Below are 18,427 nucleotides of genomic sequence, written 5' to 3'. Positions count from 1 at the left end.
CCTTCTCTTGATTTTTAATTTATTAATTGGATGAGACGACTTCTTCATCCATTGTCGCGAGGATTTTATCAAATACATGGATCATCACGTTCAGTTCCTCTTCAGACAAAGTGCCGAATCGCTCCTGAAGATATTTGCGACGGACGACTTCGAGATTCCGAAAAGCGGCCTCTCCCTCGTCAGTCAAGGCAAGGACGATTGAACGACGATCTTCCGTCGAACGTGTCCGTGTCACAAAACCGGTCTTATAAAGTTTATCTGTCAAAGCGGTGACCTGACTTGTCGCAAGTTCGAACTGTTCCGCGAGTAATGTCGGACGCTGGGGGCCGTTTTCAGATAAGCTACGTAAGATGAAGAATTCACTTCGCGTGGCAGTACCTTCAAACAGTTGATTCAACTCACGGCGCAACGTCCGGAGAATCACGCGCATTTGTTCTTCTAATCGATATGTCAATTGGTCATGTTGTTCTTGTCCCATCTGAGCAACATCCTTTCTGTACTACCTTCTACCATTTAGTGTACTAAAAATATCGGAATTTTACTATGAGCACGGTAGGATTCAAAAATATAAATTGACAAACAAGAAACATATTATGTACTATGTCGAAGTAATGAATTAGTAAATCAACTTAATTAGTTCTCACTCAACCAGTGGGATGGAGGTTGCGATTCTTATGAGTCGGGTTACGGATGTCGTCAAGCGGCAGATGAAATAGCTCAAAAGGAAGAATTGCCGAAATCGTAGACTACTTTGAAAGTCAGCGATTGGGATTAGATCAAACAGGTCTAATACTGTCATGAACCGTTTGCGGTTTATGGGGAGCTATCTTTCACGACGGTAGAATGAGACGCATCATCGATATGTTGCGTTCTCATCTTCCTCTTGGAAGGTGAGGGCGCTTTTTTACGCCCTCTCAAAAATTATAAAAAGAGAGAAGCGACAGACATGAACAATTTACAACAGCAACAACACCCCCTTGATTCCACAGCAGAAGGGCTACAACGAGGGCTTCAAGCCCGGCATATGTCGATGATTGCAATTGGCGGAGCGATTGGGACCGGTTTATTCATCGCGTCAGGTGCCTCTGTTGCAGCGGCAGGACCGGGTGGTGCGTTACTTTCTTATACAATCGTCGGATTGATGGTCTACTTCTTGATGACGAGCCTTGGGGAGATGGCCGCCTATATGCCGGTCGCAGGATCATTCTCGACGTACGGGACGAAGTTCGTCGACCCTTCATTCGGGTTCGCCTTAGGATGGAACTACTGGTACAACTGGGCCGTCACGATTGCCGTCGAGCTCGTCGCAGCACAAATCGTCATGCATTACTGGTTCCCGAACATTCCGGGCGTCTATTTTAGCGCGCTGTTTTTACTTTTAATGATTGGATTAAATTATTTTTCGGTCAAAGGATTCGGTGAAGCCGAGTACTGGTTTGCGATGATTAAAGTCGTCACGGTCATCGTGTTTCTTGGTGTAGGAGTCGCGATGATTTTTGGTATCTTTACTTCGGAGCCACCAGCAGGGTTCAAAAACTTTGGCTTAGGTGATGCACCGTTTGTCGGAGGGATTCCAGCTGTCATCGGTATCATTCTTGTCGCAGGTTTTAGCTTTCAAGGGACGGAGCTCATCGGAATCGCAGCAGGCGAGTCGGAAGATCCTGAAAAAAATGTCCCGAAAGCAGTTAAACAGGTGTTTTGGCGCATTTTATTATTTTATGTATTTGCGATCTTCGTCATCGGAATGTTGATTCCATACACAAGTCCGAGCCTTGTCTCAAATGATATTACGGATGTTGCCGTCAGTCCGTTCACACTCGTCTTCGAAAAAGCAGGACTCGTGTTTGCAGCAGCATTGATGAATGCGGTCATCTTGACGTCCGTCTTGTCTGCCGGGAACTCCGGGATGTATGCTTCAACCCGGATGCTCTACACACTGGCACGACAAGGTGATGCACCGAAACTATTTGCGAAAGTCTCAAAAAACGGTGTGCCGCGGAATGCGTTACTCGCGACAGGGGCGATTGGTGCGCTTTGTTTCTTGACGTCGATGTTCGGTGGACAAGTTTATCTTTGGTTACTGAATGCTTCCGGAATGACAGGATTTATCGCGTGGCTCGGGATCGCGATCAGCCATTACCGTTTCCGAAAAGGTTTCGTCGCCCAAGGGCATGCGTTACGTGACTTACCGTACGTTGCACCGGCGTTCCCGTTTGGTCCGCTATTCGCATTTGGCCTGTGTTTCCTCGTTATCGTTGGGCAAAACTATGCCGCGTTCCTCGCTGATCAAATCGACTGGGTTGGGATTGCAGCAACGTATATCGGAATTCCGTTATTCTTGGTCTTCTGGCTCGGACATAAAGTCAAACACCGGACATCGGTTGTCCGGTATGATGAGATGGAGTTTCCGAAACATCCGAAAAAATAATAGTATAAGCTAAAGGACCCTCTCGCTTACGAGAGGTCAGACTATAAGCAAAGTGTTATCGGGAATCGGGAGATCAAGCGTCTTTTTTCGTTGCTTTCCTCGGGCGAGGCGCAAGCCGTTGCTCCTTGATCCTAACGGACAATGAGCAGGGTCTTGCCTGCCTCTGACAGTGCGTTGAAAACGCACTTTTCCCTTAGGAGTCAACGAAACATGACGCTTTTTAGGTAGTATCGTGACGGATTGTCTCTCGTTATCGCATGTTTACGCTTATTAATAGTTTGTCTACACACCAAAACCCTCTCACTTGCGAGAGGGTTTTTTGTGTATAAAAGAACCGAGTGGTTTTCCGAAAGATTTTTTTAGTTTCTTTCCATGATATGTCCCTGCAAGTATGTCAATCCGTAATTGGATTATTTCTTTTTAATAATTTTATTTTTATCTAAAAATATTGTTTCAATAAAGTAAGAATAAGGAATAAATTCTTTACAGTAAACCTACTAAAACGATTGAGATGGAGGAAGTGTGAAATGAGTACATATGAATTGATTTTGACACTGGGTTCGGCCGCGTTCTTCATGGCGCTCGTTGCTTATGTGTCCTATCGCATGACACGAGGAAAGGAACAGGGAGTTGACGAATATTTTTTGGCAGGACGTGGACTAAGCGGAATCTTTATTGCCGGTTCCTTGCTTCTGACCAACCTTTCGGCAGAACAACTGATTGGTTTGAACGGTCAGTCGTTCATGGGGAATATGTCGAGCATGGCGTGGGAAGTCACGGCAGGGTTTGCTGCCATCATCATGGCGATCTACCTGTTGCCTAAGTTTTTGGGGATGGGGATTTCGACGTTACCTGAATTTTTAAGTCAGCGCTATGATGAAACGGTCCGGCGGATGACGGTGCTCTTATTCTTACTTGGCTACATGTGCGTGACGATTCCATCGATGCTTTACTCCGGCGGGATTGCCGTCTTACAACTGTTTAACGTACCGGAGTTATTTGGATTGAGTTATACGCAGTCGCTGTGGCTCGTCATTTGGGTTGTCGGGATCATCGGGGCCCTCTATGCAATTTTCGGAGGACTACGGGCTGTCGCCGTCTCCGATACATTAAATGGAGTCGGCCTTGTCATCATCGGTTTCCTCGTTCCGATTCTTGGTTTTTTTGCACTCGGGGACGGAAACATGGTCGACGGGATGAAGCGTCTCGCAACGACACACCCTGAAAAATTGAATGCGATTGGGTCGTCAACCGACGCCGTTCCGTTCTTTTCGATTTTTACAGGGATTTTGTTTGCGAATCTCTTCTATTGGTCACTCAATCAATATGTGATTCAGCGCGTGCTTGGAGCAAAGGACTTAAAAGAGGGACAAAAGGGTGTCTTGATGACAGGCTTCCTGAAACTACTCGTCCCGGTGTTCATGTTGATTCCGGGTGTGATTGCGTACCATTTGTATGGAGATAATCTAGCGAGTGGAGATTTGGCCTATCCGAAATTAATCACGGAGTTGCTCCCTGTCTCATTGATGGGATTTTTCTTGGCCGTCTTGCTGGGAGCAGTCTTTAGTTCATTCAACTCACTCTTAAATAGTATCGCGACGTTGTTCGTACTCGACATTTATCGTCCGGTCTTTGCGAAAGAAGCGACCGATCGGCAGTTGATCCGTGTCAGTAAAATCTTCGGAACGATCGTTGCCTTGATTTCATTTGTCGTCGCTCCATTCTTAATGTATGCACCAGACGGTCTTTGGACGTTGATTCGTCAGTTCACAGGATTTTTCAACATTCCGATTCTCGTCATCGTCATGATGGGAATGCTCGTGCGGACGATTCCACCGATTGCTGCCAAAATCGTCATCGTTTTTCATGTCATTGCCTATTACTTCTTTGTTTTTGGACTCAGACAGTTGTTCGGAATCGATCACGGAATCAGCTTTATCCATGGCTATGGTATTTTATTGGTGATCGAAGTGCTGTTCATGTGGTTCATGGGAAAATATCGTCCTGTTATGCAGGTGAATCGTCGTCGACCGGTACGTACGACGGGGATGACGCCGTGGAAATATGCGATGCCTGTCTCGGTCTTACTCGTGTCGAGTATCATCTTGATGTATGTCCTCTTCTCGAAAATAGGACTCGCCTATCCGGATGGTATCGTTTCAGGCTGGTTCTGGCCAATCACGCTTGTCTTGCTTGTCGGGACGGTCTTCCTCTGGCGCTTTGCCTTGAAGTCGTGGCATGCGCGGTATACGACTTATCTCGAGGAAGAGTACAAACGAGCGGAATAAGTTCACAGTTGACGGCTCAAATCGATTAAGATTAAAGAAAAACGGAGGCGAGCATCGTGAACTACTGGTACCACTTTAAACGGGCATTCATCCCGATTGCGATTTTATTGATTACATTAGCGATTTATCAAATGATTTATCGTATGAACAACATTTGGTATTCGCTCGGCGGGTTGATTTTAGTTTTTGCAGCGATTTATTTTGTCATGCGACGCCTGAAGGCAAATCCAGAAGATTGAGTGAGCAAGATAGTAGGGGCATGCTTTAAAAAGCAGTAGACTAGAGAGATAGAAAGAGGAGGGGAAGATAGATGGCAAAAGCAATATTTGCAGGTGGTTGTTTCTGGTGTATGGTCAAACCGTTTCATAAGTATGATGGTGTCGACCAGGTGATTTCCGGCTACACCGGTGGTCATACAGAAAACCCGACCTATAAAGAAGTTTGTTCTGAGACGACGGGACATCTCGAAGCAGTCGAGGTGACGTATGATCCGTCTGTCATCACATATGAAGAATTACTTGAAGTATTTTGGCGTCAAATTGATCCAACGGACGGTGGCGGTCAGTTTAATGACCGAGGTCAATCGTACGAACCCGCTATTTTTTATGTTGATGAAGCGCAAAAGCAAGCGGCGGAACAATCAAAGGCAGCTCTTGATGCTTCTGGTCGTTTTTCAAAACCGGTTGCCGTCGACATCCGTCCGGCAGCACCATTTTGGCCAGCGGAAGAATACCATCAGGACTACTACAAAAAGAATCCGTTCCGCTATCAAATGTATAGTGTCGGATCGGGTCGTGCCAAGTTCGTCAAAGAAGCTTGGAAAGATCACGGTAAGGAACAGGAATTGAAACAACGCTTAACACCCATCCAGTATAAAGTGACACAGGAGAGCGGGACAGAACCGGCCTTCCGAAATGAATACTGGGATGAAGAACGTCCGGGGCTGTATGTCGATATCGTCGATGGAACGCCACTCTTCACGTCAAAAGACAAGTTCAACTCAAGTTGTGGATGGCCGAGTTTCGCGAAGCCGATCGCAGAAGACAAGATGGAAGTAAATCTTGATACGACGCACGGCATGACGCGGACAGAAGTTCGTTCAGCTGATGCCGATAGTCACCTCGGTCATATCTTTGATGATGGTCCAAAAGAGCTCGGTGGTCTGCGTTACTGCATCAATTCCGCTGCTCTTCGATTTATTCCGGTAGAAGAGCTTGACTCTGCCGGATATGGGGAATATAAAAAACACTTCGAGTAAGTCAAATCGTAAGGCAGCAAAACGAATTCGTTTTGGCTGCCTTTTTTAGAATCGAAAGGAGGTCATGTTTTGTTTACAGCAGTTTATGATGACATTCGACAGATGACGATTGCCAAAGTATTGGATTTTTATGATGATAAAGTGCGAGGACTCGATGAAACGGCTCGACGGAAAAAGTATGACAAGATGAGCCAAAGTCCGTTTCTGTTTTTCCGCGGCAGTTCCCATCTGTTTTACTATGATTTGACCCGTATTCCATTAGGGTTCGACACACCGGTTGAGACACCGACATGGATTCAAGGCGATCTCCACTTTGAGAACTTCGGTGTTCATGGAAATGCGAAGGGTGAAATCATTTATGACGTTAATGACTTTGATGAAGGGTATCTCGGATCCTATCTTTACGATGTCATCCGGATGGCCGTTTCGGTCCGTCTATTTGCAGACGAGGTCGCTTATGATGCGGAACCGGCAATTAAAGCCTACATTGAAAACTACTTACACGACCTTCATGAATACGCGAATGGTAAAAATCCGAGTGACATCTGTTTTACGGTCAAGAATACGAAAGGACCGATTCGAAAATTAATTAAAAAAGCTGAAAAGAAGAAAGCAGACTTGCTTGGTGAACGAACTACTGTGATTGATGGACACCGGAAGTTTCTTGATCTACCGGATATGAAGCGTGTCGAAAAAGAGACGTACGCAGCAATCGAAGCGATCTGGCCGGATTACATTGCATCAGTCGATGAGAACGATCGAAGAGACGACGCGTTTTATACGATCAAGGACATCGTCCACAAACTGGATAGCGGAACCGCCTCGATTGGTCTGGAACGCTATTACATTTTGATCAATGGGGAAGGGAAGGAAGAGCCGGACGTCATCCTTGAGATGAAACAAGCACAAACGGCTGTGCCGTCCTTATTCGTTCCTGTTTACCGCGAAGATGTCGAGACCGTCCATCAAGGATTACGGGTCATCGCGTCTCAAAAAGCGATGCAAGCGCATGAAGATCCTCACCTTGGATACGTGACGATGCATCAAAAGGAGTATTACATTCGAGAGCGCTCTCCGTACAAAAAGAAATTAAAAGCAAAGCATATTAAAAGCCAGGATGATCTTGAAAATGTATTAGCTCTTCAAGGTCGGATTACGGCGAAAATCCATGCGCGAGCCGATATGGATGCAGGAATTAAGGCGACGGTTCTCACTCATCATGCGGATGTCGCGATTATCGAAGCAATCGGACAGTCAGAGCAAGTTTTCCTTCAGCAAATTCAACGCTGGTCAAACGCCTATGCGGAAAGAACGAAGCTAGACTTCCTCGTGTTTTTGAACTGGATGACGAACCGATAAGAAAATGGTCTTTTGGGAATCGGAAAAAGGCAGGAAACACCGAATTGAACTTCGGCGTCTCCTGCCTTTTTTAGGCTAATTTCTTAATTTAAGAGGGAACTGAACTTTTTACACGAACAGCGTCAAACTCACGTTTGATGCTTTCATTGGCTTTTGCTTCTTCTTCAGCCGACCAACCGAGTTCGCTACGCATGAGAGCGAGTACGCCGTCCGCATATTTCTCGGCATTTGGATAATCGAAGAAGACGGCGGACGCACGGCGATTCAAGAAATCACCGGGTTGCATGACGAGCTCGGCTTCGAGTCCGTAAAGCAGTGCACCGAACCAGTGAAGTGGTAACTGGTAACGTTCCGCTTCACTGCCACGTGAACGAATGAGTTCATACACCCGTTCGACGTTCGTTCCGTAGCGTTGGATGAGCCATGTCGTCTCGTCTGGCGAGAGACCGAGGGCTTCTCCTTTCGGTTGTTGCTCTTTCAAGTAGCGGGCAAATCCTTTACTACCATCTTTATGTCCGCCGCCAAGTAAGATATGACGCGTCCGTGATTCAAGATAAATCCGGTCTTCTTCTTTTTTGAATTGTTCGGCGACCATATTGATGATGCGTTCCGCCATTTTCCGGTAACCGGTTAGTTTACCACCAGCAATCGACATCAAGCCGGATTTCGAAATAAAGATTTCATCCTTACGAGACAGTTCACTCGGATCTTTGCCATCTTCATGAATCAATGGACGGAGACCAGACCACGTCGACTCGACGTGCTCCGGACGAAGCTCGATATTGAACATATCATTTGTCGCTTTTAAGATATAGTCGCGGTCTTCTTCCGTGACACCAGGCTCGAGAATGTCACCTTTATAGTTCGTGTCGGTTGTTCCGACGTAGGTTTTCCCTTCGCGTGGAATCGCGAAGATCATCCGTCCGTCTGAGACATCAAAATAAACGGCTTGACGGAGCGGGAAATCAGCTTGATCGATGACAAGGTGAATCCCTTTTGTCAGATGGAGCGACTTACCAGATTTTGAACCATCTTGTTCCCGTAATTCATCGACCCATGGACCCGTCGCATTGATGATTTTTTTCGCCCGAATCGTATACGTCCGGTCTGTTAAGAGGTCACGGACTTCGACGCCGACAGCTTTCCCGTTATGATAGACGAGTGATTCTGCTTTCGTATAGTTGACGGGACGTCCCCCATAACTGATAGCGGATTTTAGGACCTCCATCGTCAAGCGAGCATCATCCGTTTTGTATTCCACGTAGCGCCCGCCACCGACGAGGTGTTCTGAGCGCAGGAGTGGTTCATAACCGAGTGTTTCTTCTTTTGATAACATCGTTCTGCGTTCATTGCGTCGTACACCAGCGAGTTGGTCGTAGACACGTAAACCGATAGAAGTTGAAAAACTTCCGAATGTTCCCCCTTCGACGAGCGGTAACATCATCCATTCCGGTGTCGTGACGTGGGGCGCATTCTCATAGACGATTTCCCGCTCTTTTCCGACTTCTGCGACGAGCTTGATTTCGAATTGTTTGAGGTAACGCAGTCCCCCGTGAACGAGTTTCGTTGAGCGACTTGATGTGCCTTCAGCAAAGTCTTGCATTTCGATTAAACCGGTACGCATACCGCGGCTTTGTGCGTCGAGCAAAATCCCGGCGCCCGTGATTCCGCCTCCGATGACTAATACATCGAGCAGTTCTTGTCCCATCTCTTCTAACCATGCCGTGCGTTCTGTACTTGAAAACATGAATAGTTCCCCCTGTTCGTTATGAATTGGATTGAATTACTCTACTGATATCCATGTACCCTCTTTTGCACTCTTTTGAGCATAATCAATGATTTTCATGACAAATAACGCTTGTTCTGTCGTCACGACGAGCGGAATTTCGTTTCGGATTGCCCGTGCAAGATCCGTGTAATACGTAGAAGCCGGCTTTAAGAAAGGGCGTTCTTCAGGTGGTTGTTCCGGAAGGCCGAATGTATAGGTCGCATTCTCCGTATCGACCATGTCAACGAAGTAACTTGCTTTCGTTCCGTGCACGCTCAAAGAACGTCCAGACATCGGAACGAGCGAACCGATGTGAAGAATCGCACGCCGTGTTCCGAAGGCGAGAATGAGGTGCGTATAATCGTCAACCGGACCGTCGATCCGCTGAATCGTTTGGTCACAAAAGACACGATCCGGTCGTTCTCCGAATAAAGTCAGAGCCTGATCGATTAAATGCGATCCTAAATCGTACAAGAGTCCGGCACCGGGTACGTCCTGTTCCCGCCAGCGTTCACGGACGGTCGGACGGTAGCGGTCATAATGGGCTTCGAACGTCTGAACGTCGCCGAGCTGATCGGTCCGGACGAGTTCCAGTAGCGTTTCGAAGTCTTTTTTGTAACGACGATTATGATAGACTGTCAGTAAGCGATTTTGTTGACGAGACAGTTCAGTTAATCGTTCTGCTTCAGCGAACGTCACGGTAAACGGTTTTTCGACGAGAACATGGCAGTCTGCCTCTAACGCAAGGCGCGCGAGAGGATAATGCTCAGAATTCGGTGTCGCGATAACGACGAGATCGATCGTTTCCTCGGCGAGTAATGTTTCGAGCGATGGATATACAGGCACGTTTGGGTAGCTTTTTGCAACTGCATCCGGACGACTCGACTGAACAGCAATGAGCTGATAATCGGGCGATGTAATATAGGGGGCATGCAGGTGTTCTCCAGCAAGACCAAATCCAACTAAAGCAGTACGAATCATAAGGACACTTCCTTTTCGGTTAGTCCCTTCAATTTAGCACAAGTGAGGTGAAGAAGATGATTTCAGAACAACATGTCATTGAAAAAATGCGGCAGACGATGGCAAAAATCGAGCAGACGAGCGGTACGGCGCAAGTCGAACAACTGGCGACAATGAAAGCATACTGTGAGCTGTTGCTTGAGCAACCGGGCACACCGGCAGCAAACGTCGTGCGTTCACAGACAGCTCCGGCAGCAAAACCGGACGTCGATCCGATGCTCGCACGCTTCATGGGCGTTGCACAAGAAGATGAACAAAAAGGTCCGTCATTGCTTGATTTTTGACTAGATACGTAACTTTTTGGGAATAGAAAAGACAGACAAGCCAGAGGGGGAAACAGTATGAAAACAGCAATCATCATTGGAGCAGGTCCAGGAAATGGTGTCGAAATCAGTAAAAGATTCGGGAAAGAAGGCTTCCAAATCGTTTGTGCAGCGCGAACGCAAGACACACTTGCTGCTGTCGTCACGGAATTGAAAGAGCATGGGGTCGAAGCAGTCGGTGTCGAGTGTGACGCATCACGCCGAACGGATATCGCATCCCTTGTCGAATGGACGAAGGAACAATACGGACAAGTCGACGTCCTTGTCTACAATGCATCGATTCTGTATCAGTCATCGGTTCTCGACGTCTCAGCAGAACAAATCACGAAAGAATTTGAAATCGACGTCCTCGGGGCACTCGATGCTGCGCAGCTCGTCGCACCGGATATGGTGGAACGAAAAGACGGCGCCATCTTAATCACAGGTGGCGGGGCTGGAATCCATGCGATTAAATCATTACCCGGACTATCGATTGGAAAAGCGGGTGTCCGTCAATTGACACACATGCTGCATGACACGCTAAAAGAAAATAACGTTTACGTCGGGACGGTCACGATTGCAGGAGAAGTGAAGCGGGGGACGGCGCTCGATCCGGCGAATGTCGCTGAAGCCTTCTACACACTGTATTCGAACCGGACGGATGTCGAAAAAGTCTTGTCTGCAGAATGAAACAGTTAATCGTCTACTACGATGGTCTCTGTCCACTCTGTCAAAAATCGAAACGGCTGCTTGAACGGATTGATTGTTTTCAGCAGTTGACGTTTTCCGATGCGCGACGGATGCCGGTGGAACAACAACCGCGATTGCTCGAACGGATGCATGTCGAAACCGAGCGAGGGGTCCGGTACCCGGGAATCGAAGGAATTCGTCTGTTGACGAAAACCTTGCCAGTCCTTTTACCTGCCTCTCCAGTGGTCTCGTTAGCGATTGTTTTACGAATCGGAGCACCACTCTATGACCGAGTCGCGAAAAATCGCGTCATTCCGATGAGCTGTACGACGGAGTGTTCCATCAATTAATACATGTAGCGAAGCGCCGACGCAAGCAAGGTCGGCGTTTTTTGAATGGACGGGCTCACTAACAAAAAGGAGGAGCATGATGAAGTTTTGGATGAAGGCATTGATGCTAGTCGGACTAGTATTCAGTACAGGCTGTGCCTTAGAGGCAGATCCGGAAACAGAAACGAAGTTCGGTATCGCACAACCGGATGATACAAAGGCCACACAAGTGACCGTCGAGCGGGTCGTCGACGGGGATACAATTAAAGTCCGGTTACCGGATGGGAAGATTGAAGACGTCCGTTTTTTGTTAATCGATACGCCAGAAACGGTAAACCCGGAAAAACCGGTTCAACCGTTCGGACCGGAAGCTTCAAGCTTTACGAAAGACCTCTTACCGAAAGGGAGCAAAATCGTCATCGAGCGAGATCACTCAAAGGCGGATCGTTACGGTCGTCTCCTAGCGTACGTCTGGATTGATGGCAAGATGGTTAATCAAGAGCTGTTACGTCAAGGGCTTGCGCGTGTCGCCTATGTGTACGAACCGGATACGCGGTATGTCAAAACGTTCGAAGACATTGAACAAGAAGCAAAAGCAGCGAAAAAAGGCATTTGGGAAACGGAAGGCTATGCGACGAATCGTGGATTTGACGAAACGGTCTTGACGAAGGAATCGACTTCTTCTGCAAAAGGTCAGTGTGAAGACATCAAAGGAAATATCAACCGGCAAGGGAACAAGATTTATCATGTCAGAGGCGGTCGTTCATACGAGGACGTCAAGCCAGAGGAAATGTTCTGTAGCGAACAGGAAGCGAAACAAGCGGGTTTTCGACGCGCTGCGAATTAATGATGCACGCCCCATGAGAGTTTGTCCTTTATTGTCTGAAGGGGCCGATGTTAAAGGCGCTTCAAACTCAAACTCATGACGGACGGTTCCGTCCTGTACGCACGAAACGCCGATGATCCCGTTTTTCATGGAATCATCGGCGTTTTCTAAACGGTCTGCATGTCCGCCTCGCCCTAGGGAAGCACGCGTATCTCCCGATAGCACGTTGTCTACAGTCTGAGACACCCTAACAGGTGCCCACTGTTTGTGGTTACTCCCTCTTATTCTGAAGGCGGGGAGGGTTTATAATGCGGAATTTGATCATCCTCATCAAAGGCAATCGTGACGTCGGTCACGCCTTTTAAAATCCGGATTTGCAGTTCGAGACGGTCTTTGATGTCATCGGCTTGCGCGATTGTCATGCCACGGTCGACTTCGATTTCAAGATCAACGTGGAAATGATCGCCCTCTTTGATGACTTCAAGTTTTTCGATATCACGGACATCTTTATCACGGAGTAAAATCTCTGCGATTTTTGCCGTCAAGACTTCATCAGTTTCACCGAGCGCACCGGCTGCATTTTGAATGAAGACGTTATAGACGACGTAAAACATCATCAATCCGATTAAAACAGAAGCAATCCCTTCTGCTTGATAAAACGATGTATAGTGCGAAATGAGGACGGCGATAATGGCGATGAGACCACCTAGTGTCGCAACTAAGTCTTCCATAAAGACGAGTCGCGTCGCTGGTTTTGCTTGTCCAAGCTTCGAGAAACTTTCGCGAACGAGCGTGAATCCACGCGATTTCAGACCGGTTTCATGAGCGATTTCAATCATCGCTTTATAAAAGACACCCATTTCAAGGACAACGCCGATTCCAAGCGCTGTTAAGATGATCCACAGTCCGCTTGTTTCTTCTCCTGGAGCATGTAGAATATGCAACACGCCTTCACGGATCGTCTCATACGCTAAAATGGCGACGACGATAATTGCTGCGAGCAGGACGAGATTGACGAGTCGACCGAATCCATTCGGGAATCGTTTTGTTGGTGCTTTTTTACTTAACGCAGATCCGACATAAACGAACATTTGATTGGCAGCGTCACCGATCGTATGCATCATTTCTGCGAACATGGCGATGTTACCGGTTAAGATATAAGCGATGAATTTAATAATGGCAATAATCGTATTGACGATAGCGGCAGCTAAAGCAGATTTGTTACCACGCCTCATTAGTGAGAAAAAGTTGGCCATAGTGTGATCCTCTCCTTTTAAAAAAGCAGGAAAGCGGAATTAACCGCGTCCTGCTTGGAATGATGGATAAAGTGACATGCCACCGTCTGCAAATAGTGTGATGCCGGTCACGTAACTGGATTCGTCAGAAGCAAGCCATGCAGCGACAGCGGAAATTTCTTCAGGCTTCCCGATGTTCCCCATTGGAATCATGCTTTCGACTTCTTTACGTTGTTCCGGGTCTTCAAATTTCTCTGCATTGATTGGTGTGTTGATCGCTCCCGGCCCAATCGCATTGATTCGAATGCCTTTTGGTGCGTACTCCATCGCGAGCGTCTGCGTCATCAGTTTGACGCCACCTTTACTTGCCGCATAGTGAACAAATGTTGGCCATGGAATGATTTCGTGAACGCTCGACATATTGATAATGTTCCCTTTAATGTCGTTCTCGACAAAGTATTTCAAGGCTTCACGTGCGCCGAGGAATGAACCGGTTAAGTTGACATCAATGACTTTTTGCCAGTCTTCGAGGGACATTTCGTGCGACGGTGATGGCATTTCGACACCGGCATTGTTGACGAAGATATCGAGTCGACCAAAGTGGTCAACTGTTTCTTTAACAAGACGAATCATGTCGTCCTCTTTCGATACGTCAGCTTGAATCGTAATGGCTTCTCCACCGGCTTGCTTGATGTCTTCAGCAATCTGATTCGCTTCTTCCGGGTGGCTCCGATAGTTGATGACGACCTTTGTACCTTCTTCCGCGTAACGGCGGACGACGGCTTCGCCAATTCCCATTGAACCGCCTGTGACGATAGCTACTTTTCCGTTTAGACTATTATACATGAAAATCGACTCCCTTTTAGATTATTGTTTTGTAAACCCGATCATGATACCGCCCGCTACGACGAGAGTACAGCCGATGATAACGAACGTCATTTCTTTTTTCGTTTTAGCTTCTTTCAAGAACAGAACGCCGCCGATTGTCGAGATGACGACACCGGTTTGTGATAACGAAAAGCTTGTTGCGACGCCGACACGTGCCGTTGCGAGCAATAGGGCAATATTCCCAACAGCCCACATGATACCGGCAAGGCCATTTGTGAACGTCTGTTTCGCAAACAAATTCCCTTTGCGTAATGAAAGTAAAATGGCGCTGACGACCATCCCGATTGCTTGTGGTAAAACGGCTTCCCAACCATTGATGTTGAACCAACGGGCGATGACGACATAGCCGACATAACCAATCGTCGAGATGACGAGTAGAAGCAATCCTTTTCCGATGTTTTCATCCTTCTTGCTCTTATCTTCTTTATACGATGTAAAAGCAGCACCGGCGACAATCAGTACTAAAGCGCTAATTCCAAGAATAAGTGCGGATGTATTTGACCATTCACCAAAAGCGAGGACGCCAAACAAGGATGTTCCGACGAGTTGCATCCCGGTCGAAATCGGCATCGTTTTCGAAACACCCATTTGTTTAAAAGCAGCAAATTGGTTCATTTGACCAAGTGCCCAAAAAGCACCGGAGAAAAGACCGGCAACCCAGGCCGTCATCGACAGTTCTGGACTGATAAATAAGAACGTCACGAGGGCGAATGCTAACGCACCGAGTGTTGTCCCGATAATTTGTTGTTCTGTTGAACCGCCGATTTTTGAAACGACGAGAGGCAACGTCCCCCACATCAATGCAGGAACGATGGCAATTAAAATATCAATCAAGTGATTCACCTCTTCCATTTGTTCTATCTACTTGAAGATGTACCCCGGGAATCCCGCCGAAAAACCTCTAATGGCTAACGAATATTATCTTAAAATAAAAAACGCCCCACGAATGGGACGTGAAAATTATTATTTAAAGGGTTCGTCAGCGATGCGGACGATGTGTCGTCCGATTCGTCGAGCGTTCCAGAGGGCGACGACAGCAATCGTTAAAGAAATCCCCATCAAGTCATACTGACTTAAGAAATAGCCACCGTAACTGACAGGTAAGCTGACGATTCCGACGAGTGAACTGGTCCACTGACGAATTTTAAGAGATTCCATATTCGCGACGCGTGAAAATTTTTGCTGTTCGAACAACCGCCAGCGTGTTGGTTCACTGAGGGCATCATTGACTAGGCGAGGAAAGGCGAGAAGACGTGCGCCGTAAGACCCTGCAATCTGTAAGTAACGATTCTGGTTTTTCCCTTCTTCGTCCAGCCAACGGCGGACCATCGGTTTAGCAAGTTCAAGCAAGTTAATTTTTGGTGAGAGGATTTGCAGGATACCTAGGATCGTCGAAGCGGCACGACCGAAAAAGGCAAACTCGGCCGGTAATTGAATCGGTTCATTCCGAACGAGTAATTCAATATCAGACAGTACTTTTTCAATTAATTTCGTATCGACGTTCTCCATGTCGCTTTCAAGGTAAAAGTTGACGGCTTTTTCAATCGCTTGACGGATATTTTGTTTGTTGGCGTTCGGTAATAAGAAACGTAAGTCTTCCAGACCGTCGACGATTGCATCGTAATCGAGTGTGACGAACGACTGTAAGATTCCTTGAATCGCCCGCATGTCGTCCGGGGTCGTCGCACCGATCATCCCGAAGTCGAGCAGAACGATTTTTCCGTCTGCCTGGACGAGGACGTTGCCCGGGTGGGGATCGGCATGAAATTTCCCGCCGAACAGCAACTGTTCACCCGCATTCAGGAAGAGGTTACGCGCGAGTTCGTCACGATCGATTTGATGTTCTGCTAAAAACTCGAGGTCCGTGATCCGTGTACCGTCAATCCACTCCATCATCAAGACGCGATTCGTACAGTGTTCTTCATAATAGTCTGGAATGTAGATGACAGGGTTCGTTTCATACATCTTTTTAAAGTAGAGACCATTTTTTAATTCGGTCCGATAATTCAGTTCATCTCCGATGACGAAGACCATTTGGCGATAAAGACTTTGGAGATCGGTCGATTTATTGAGTGACGTCCGTCGAAGCATCGCGATGACGAGACGCATCGCGCGGAAATCCGTTTTAATGATTCGTTCGATGTTAGGACGCTGGACTTTGATTGCGACTTTTCGCCCGTTCGATTTGAGTGTCGCACTATATACTTCTCCGATTGAAGCAGATGCGATGGGGCGAGGACTGATATTATCGACGACGTCTTCGATCGGCATGCCCCAGTCTTCCTCGATGATTTTTCGAGATTCCCCGAGTTTGCTCGATGGGACCTTATCGACGAGTTCAGTTAACTCCATTAAAACGGTTGGTGGGAATAAGTCGGCACGAATCGATAAAAACTGCCCGAGTTTAATCAGGAGTCCTTCGAGACGCAGTGCTTTCTTCTTATAATCACGCGCAATCGTGATCATGATGCGCTCGAATTCTTCAGTATTCGTACCTGGTCGGTTTTTCCGGGTGAATCGATAGATAGTCCAAATATAACGAGCGAACATCGTCACGATGACGAAAATCCGGTAGAGCGCCCAACGTTTCATACGGTCACCTAGCTTCCTGTACAGTTTGTTTCAGTATAGGTTACTTTACCTAAAAACGTCACTTACAAACGGCTGAAAAAAGAATCGTAAAAATAAGGTGGACGCGACGCAAAAAGAGAGTATAGTAAGTAATGGAATTTCAATGTGGAAAGGTGAAATGTGTGCATGTCCTGGGACTTATTAAATATCATCGGAACGGTCGCATTTGCGATGAGTGGCGCGATCGTCGCGATGGAAGAAAAATATGATTTGTTTGGGGTTTGGTTATTGGCATTGATTACGGCGTTCGGAGGCGGTGCAATCCGGAACTTGTTGATTGGTGTACCCGTCTCGGCACTTTGGTCGCAAGGCGGATTGTTCTTGATCGCGATTTTAGTCGCATTATTAATCTTTGTTTTACCACAATTATTTTTACCACATTGGTCACGGTGGGGCGTGCTCGCCGATGCACTCGGTTTATCCGCATTTGCGATCCAGGGTGCACTCATGGCATCTGCAAAAGGCTTACCTCTTTCAGCAACGATTTCAGCAGCTGTTTTAACGGGTGTCGGCGGTGGTGTCATCCGGGATTTACTCGCCGGACGCAAACCGCTTGTCCTGCATAAGGAAATCTATGCGATGTGGGCCGTCATGGCCGCGCTCGTCATCGATCGGTTCCAACTGACGAATCCTCTGCATTTGTTCACATTACTGGGACTCATTACGATTTTACGTATGCTATCTTATTATTATGAATGGAATTTACCGGCACGACGTTTAGGGGGAGAATGAAAATGAAAGTATTAATCATGATTGGTTCTTTGTCGATGATGGTAGCGGTCGCACTCGGTGCGTTCGGAGCGCATGCGCTAAAAGATATGTTATCTGAGCGGATGCTTGCGAACTGGCAGACGGGTGTCCTCTATCAGATGGTGCACTCACTTGGGATTTTGGCACTCGGTGGCATGTTACTGAAAGTTTCGATTTCACAATTTTCGCTTGCAGGTTGGTTGATGCTCGCCGGAATCGTCTTCTTCTCCGGCAGCTTATATGTCATGGCGCTGACAGGGATTACAAAACTCGGTGCAATCACACCGATTGGCGGCGTTCTGTTCATCGCAGCATGGATTTTTGTTGCGATTGGTGCGTATAAGGGATTATGATCCATCGACTGACTTGAAAAGTTGGTCGTTAAACGAAAGTAAGGGAGTGGATTTTATAGCCACTCTCTTAGGATGTAGACAACGTGCTAGCGGGAGTTGAAAGCGTCTTTTTTCGTTGCTTTCCTCGGGCGAGGCGCAAGCCGTTGCTCCTTGATCCTCACGGAAAACGAGCAGGGTTTTGCCTCCCGATATCGCATGTTCAAAGTTTGTCTACACACTGGGAGTGGATGTATATCCACTCTCTTTTTTTTGTCTTTTTACGACGATTACGCCATCGAAATAAAAAAAACGGTCAAGAGACA

At 47.1% G+C, this 18,427-nt stretch carries 18 protein-coding genes and 1 riboswitch; of the genes, 11 read left to right on the top strand and 7 right to left on the bottom strand.

Translation table 11 applies throughout. The features are described 5' to 3' along the window. Positions 1 to 22 precede the first annotated feature (22 nt). Positions 23 to 478, bottom strand: a complete 456-nt coding sequence (locus KNQ02_RS13305; protein WP_088836062.1) for a MarR family winged helix-turn-helix transcriptional regulator — start codon at positions 476 to 478, stop codon at positions 23 to 25. A 171-nt stretch (positions 479 to 649) separates the two neighbouring features. Next, positions 650 to 834, top strand: a riboswitch (Lysine riboswitch). 112 nt (positions 835 to 946) lie between these two features. Between KNQ02_RS13305 and KNQ02_RS13300 the strand changes: the two genes are divergently transcribed. The 5 genes from KNQ02_RS13300 to KNQ02_RS13280 all read left to right on the top strand — a co-directional run bounded on the left by KNQ02_RS13300 (position 947) and on the right by KNQ02_RS13280 (position 7,333). Continuing rightward, entirely contained in the window at positions 947 to 2,428 is a 1,482-nt protein-coding gene (locus KNQ02_RS13300; protein WP_214808835.1) for an amino acid permease, read from the top strand. A 527-nt stretch (positions 2,429 to 2,955) separates the two neighbouring features. Beyond that, a complete protein-coding gene (locus KNQ02_RS13295) occupies positions 2,956 to 4,716 on the top strand; it encodes a solute:sodium symporter family transporter (RefSeq protein WP_088836064.1) in 1,761 nt (586 codons plus the stop codon). Between the two features lie 56 nt (positions 4,717 to 4,772). Continuing rightward, entirely contained in the window at positions 4,773 to 4,955 is a 183-nt protein-coding gene (locus tag KNQ02_RS13290; RefSeq protein ID WP_029332347.1) for a hypothetical protein, read from the top strand. A 71-nt stretch (positions 4,956 to 5,026) separates the two neighbouring features. Then, positions 5,027 to 5,974 carry a peptide-methionine (S)-S-oxide reductase MsrA gene (gene msrA / locus KNQ02_RS13285; protein WP_029332348.1) on the top strand — a complete coding sequence of 316 codons (948 nt, stop codon included), beginning with the start codon at positions 5,027 to 5,029 and terminating at the stop codon, positions 5,972 to 5,974. Between the two features lie 69 nt (positions 5,975 to 6,043). Next, positions 6,044 to 7,333, top strand: coding sequence for a DUF2252 domain-containing protein (locus KNQ02_RS13280; RefSeq protein WP_214808832.1), 1,290 nt, complete (start codon positions 6,044 to 6,046; stop codon positions 7,331 to 7,333). Between the two features lie 88 nt (positions 7,334 to 7,421). Here the strand turns inward: KNQ02_RS13280 and KNQ02_RS13275 are convergent, their stop codons facing one another. Beyond that, on the bottom strand, positions 7,422 to 9,080 hold the full coding sequence (locus tag KNQ02_RS13275; protein WP_088836066.1) for a glycerol-3-phosphate dehydrogenase/oxidase: 1,659 nt from the start codon (positions 9,078 to 9,080) through the stop codon (positions 7,422 to 7,424). Positions 9,081 to 9,116: 36 nt separating this feature from the next. Next, entirely contained in the window at positions 9,117 to 10,082 is a 966-nt protein-coding gene (locus KNQ02_RS13270; protein ID WP_214767670.1) for a Gfo/Idh/MocA family oxidoreductase, read from the bottom strand. Between the two features lie 56 nt (positions 10,083 to 10,138). Between KNQ02_RS13270 and KNQ02_RS13265 the strand changes: the two genes are divergently transcribed. The 4 genes from KNQ02_RS13265 to KNQ02_RS13250 all read left to right on the top strand — a co-directional run bounded on the left by KNQ02_RS13265 (position 10,139) and on the right by KNQ02_RS13250 (position 12,289). Next, positions 10,139 to 10,405: a DUF5327 family protein gene (locus KNQ02_RS13265; protein WP_088836068.1), complete on the top strand. Its 267-nt coding sequence runs from the start codon at positions 10,139 to 10,141 to the stop codon at positions 10,403 to 10,405. A 57-nt stretch (positions 10,406 to 10,462) separates the two neighbouring features. Then, a complete protein-coding gene (locus KNQ02_RS13260) occupies positions 10,463 to 11,113 on the top strand; it encodes an SDR family NAD(P)-dependent oxidoreductase (protein WP_214808829.1) in 651 nt (216 codons plus the stop codon). After that, positions 11,110 to 11,463 carry a thiol-disulfide oxidoreductase DCC family protein gene (locus KNQ02_RS13255; protein WP_214770594.1) on the top strand — a complete coding sequence of 118 codons (354 nt, stop codon included), beginning with the start codon at positions 11,110 to 11,112 and terminating at the stop codon, positions 11,461 to 11,463. Before KNQ02_RS13260 ends, KNQ02_RS13255 begins: the two co-directional genes overlap by 4 nt. A 79-nt stretch (positions 11,464 to 11,542) precedes the next feature. Next, positions 11,543 to 12,289, top strand: a complete 747-nt coding sequence (locus KNQ02_RS13250; RefSeq protein WP_239456793.1) for a thermonuclease family protein — start codon at positions 11,543 to 11,545, stop codon at positions 12,287 to 12,289. 260 nt (positions 12,290 to 12,549) lie between these two features. Here the strand turns inward: KNQ02_RS13250 and KNQ02_RS13245 are convergent, their stop codons facing one another. The 4 genes from KNQ02_RS13245 to KNQ02_RS13230 form a co-directional block, all read right to left on the bottom strand. Continuing rightward, on the bottom strand, positions 12,550 to 13,524 hold the full coding sequence (locus tag KNQ02_RS13245; protein WP_214767678.1) for a cation diffusion facilitator family transporter: 975 nt from the start codon (positions 13,522 to 13,524) through the stop codon (positions 12,550 to 12,552). 39 nt (positions 13,525 to 13,563) lie between these two features. Continuing rightward, positions 13,564 to 14,349 carry a glucose 1-dehydrogenase gene (locus KNQ02_RS13240; protein ID WP_214808826.1) on the bottom strand — a complete coding sequence of 262 codons (786 nt, stop codon included), beginning with the start codon at positions 14,347 to 14,349 and terminating at the stop codon, positions 13,564 to 13,566. A 21-nt stretch (positions 14,350 to 14,370) separates the two neighbouring features. After that, a complete protein-coding gene (locus tag KNQ02_RS13235) occupies positions 14,371 to 15,222 on the bottom strand; it encodes a GRP family sugar transporter (RefSeq protein ID WP_214808871.1) in 852 nt (283 codons plus the stop codon). A gap of 132 nt (positions 15,223 to 15,354) precedes the next feature. Continuing rightward, positions 15,355 to 16,983, bottom strand: coding sequence for an ABC1 kinase family protein (locus KNQ02_RS13230; protein WP_214767680.1), 1,629 nt, complete (start codon positions 16,981 to 16,983; stop codon positions 15,355 to 15,357). 165 nt (positions 16,984 to 17,148) lie between these two features. Here KNQ02_RS13230 and KNQ02_RS13225 point away from each other — a divergent pair, with 165 nt between their 5' ends. Further along, a complete protein-coding gene (locus KNQ02_RS13225) occupies positions 17,149 to 17,754 on the top strand; it encodes a trimeric intracellular cation channel family protein (RefSeq protein WP_029332360.1) in 606 nt (201 codons plus the stop codon). 2 nt (positions 17,755 to 17,756) lie between these two features. Then, positions 17,757 to 18,125 (top strand): DUF423 domain-containing protein, encoded by a 369-nt coding sequence (locus KNQ02_RS13220; protein WP_029332361.1) that lies wholly within the window; start codon positions 17,757 to 17,759, stop codon positions 18,123 to 18,125. Positions 18,126 to 18,427 lie beyond the last annotated feature (302 nt).

This window comes from Exiguobacterium sp. s102, from assembly GCF_018618635.1.
GTDB classification, from domain to species: Bacteria; Bacillota; Bacilli; order Exiguobacteriales; family Exiguobacteriaceae; genus Exiguobacterium_A; species Exiguobacterium_A oxidotolerans.
Note: the sequence above shows the minus strand (reverse complement) of the source record. Positions and strands in the feature narration are given on the sequence as shown.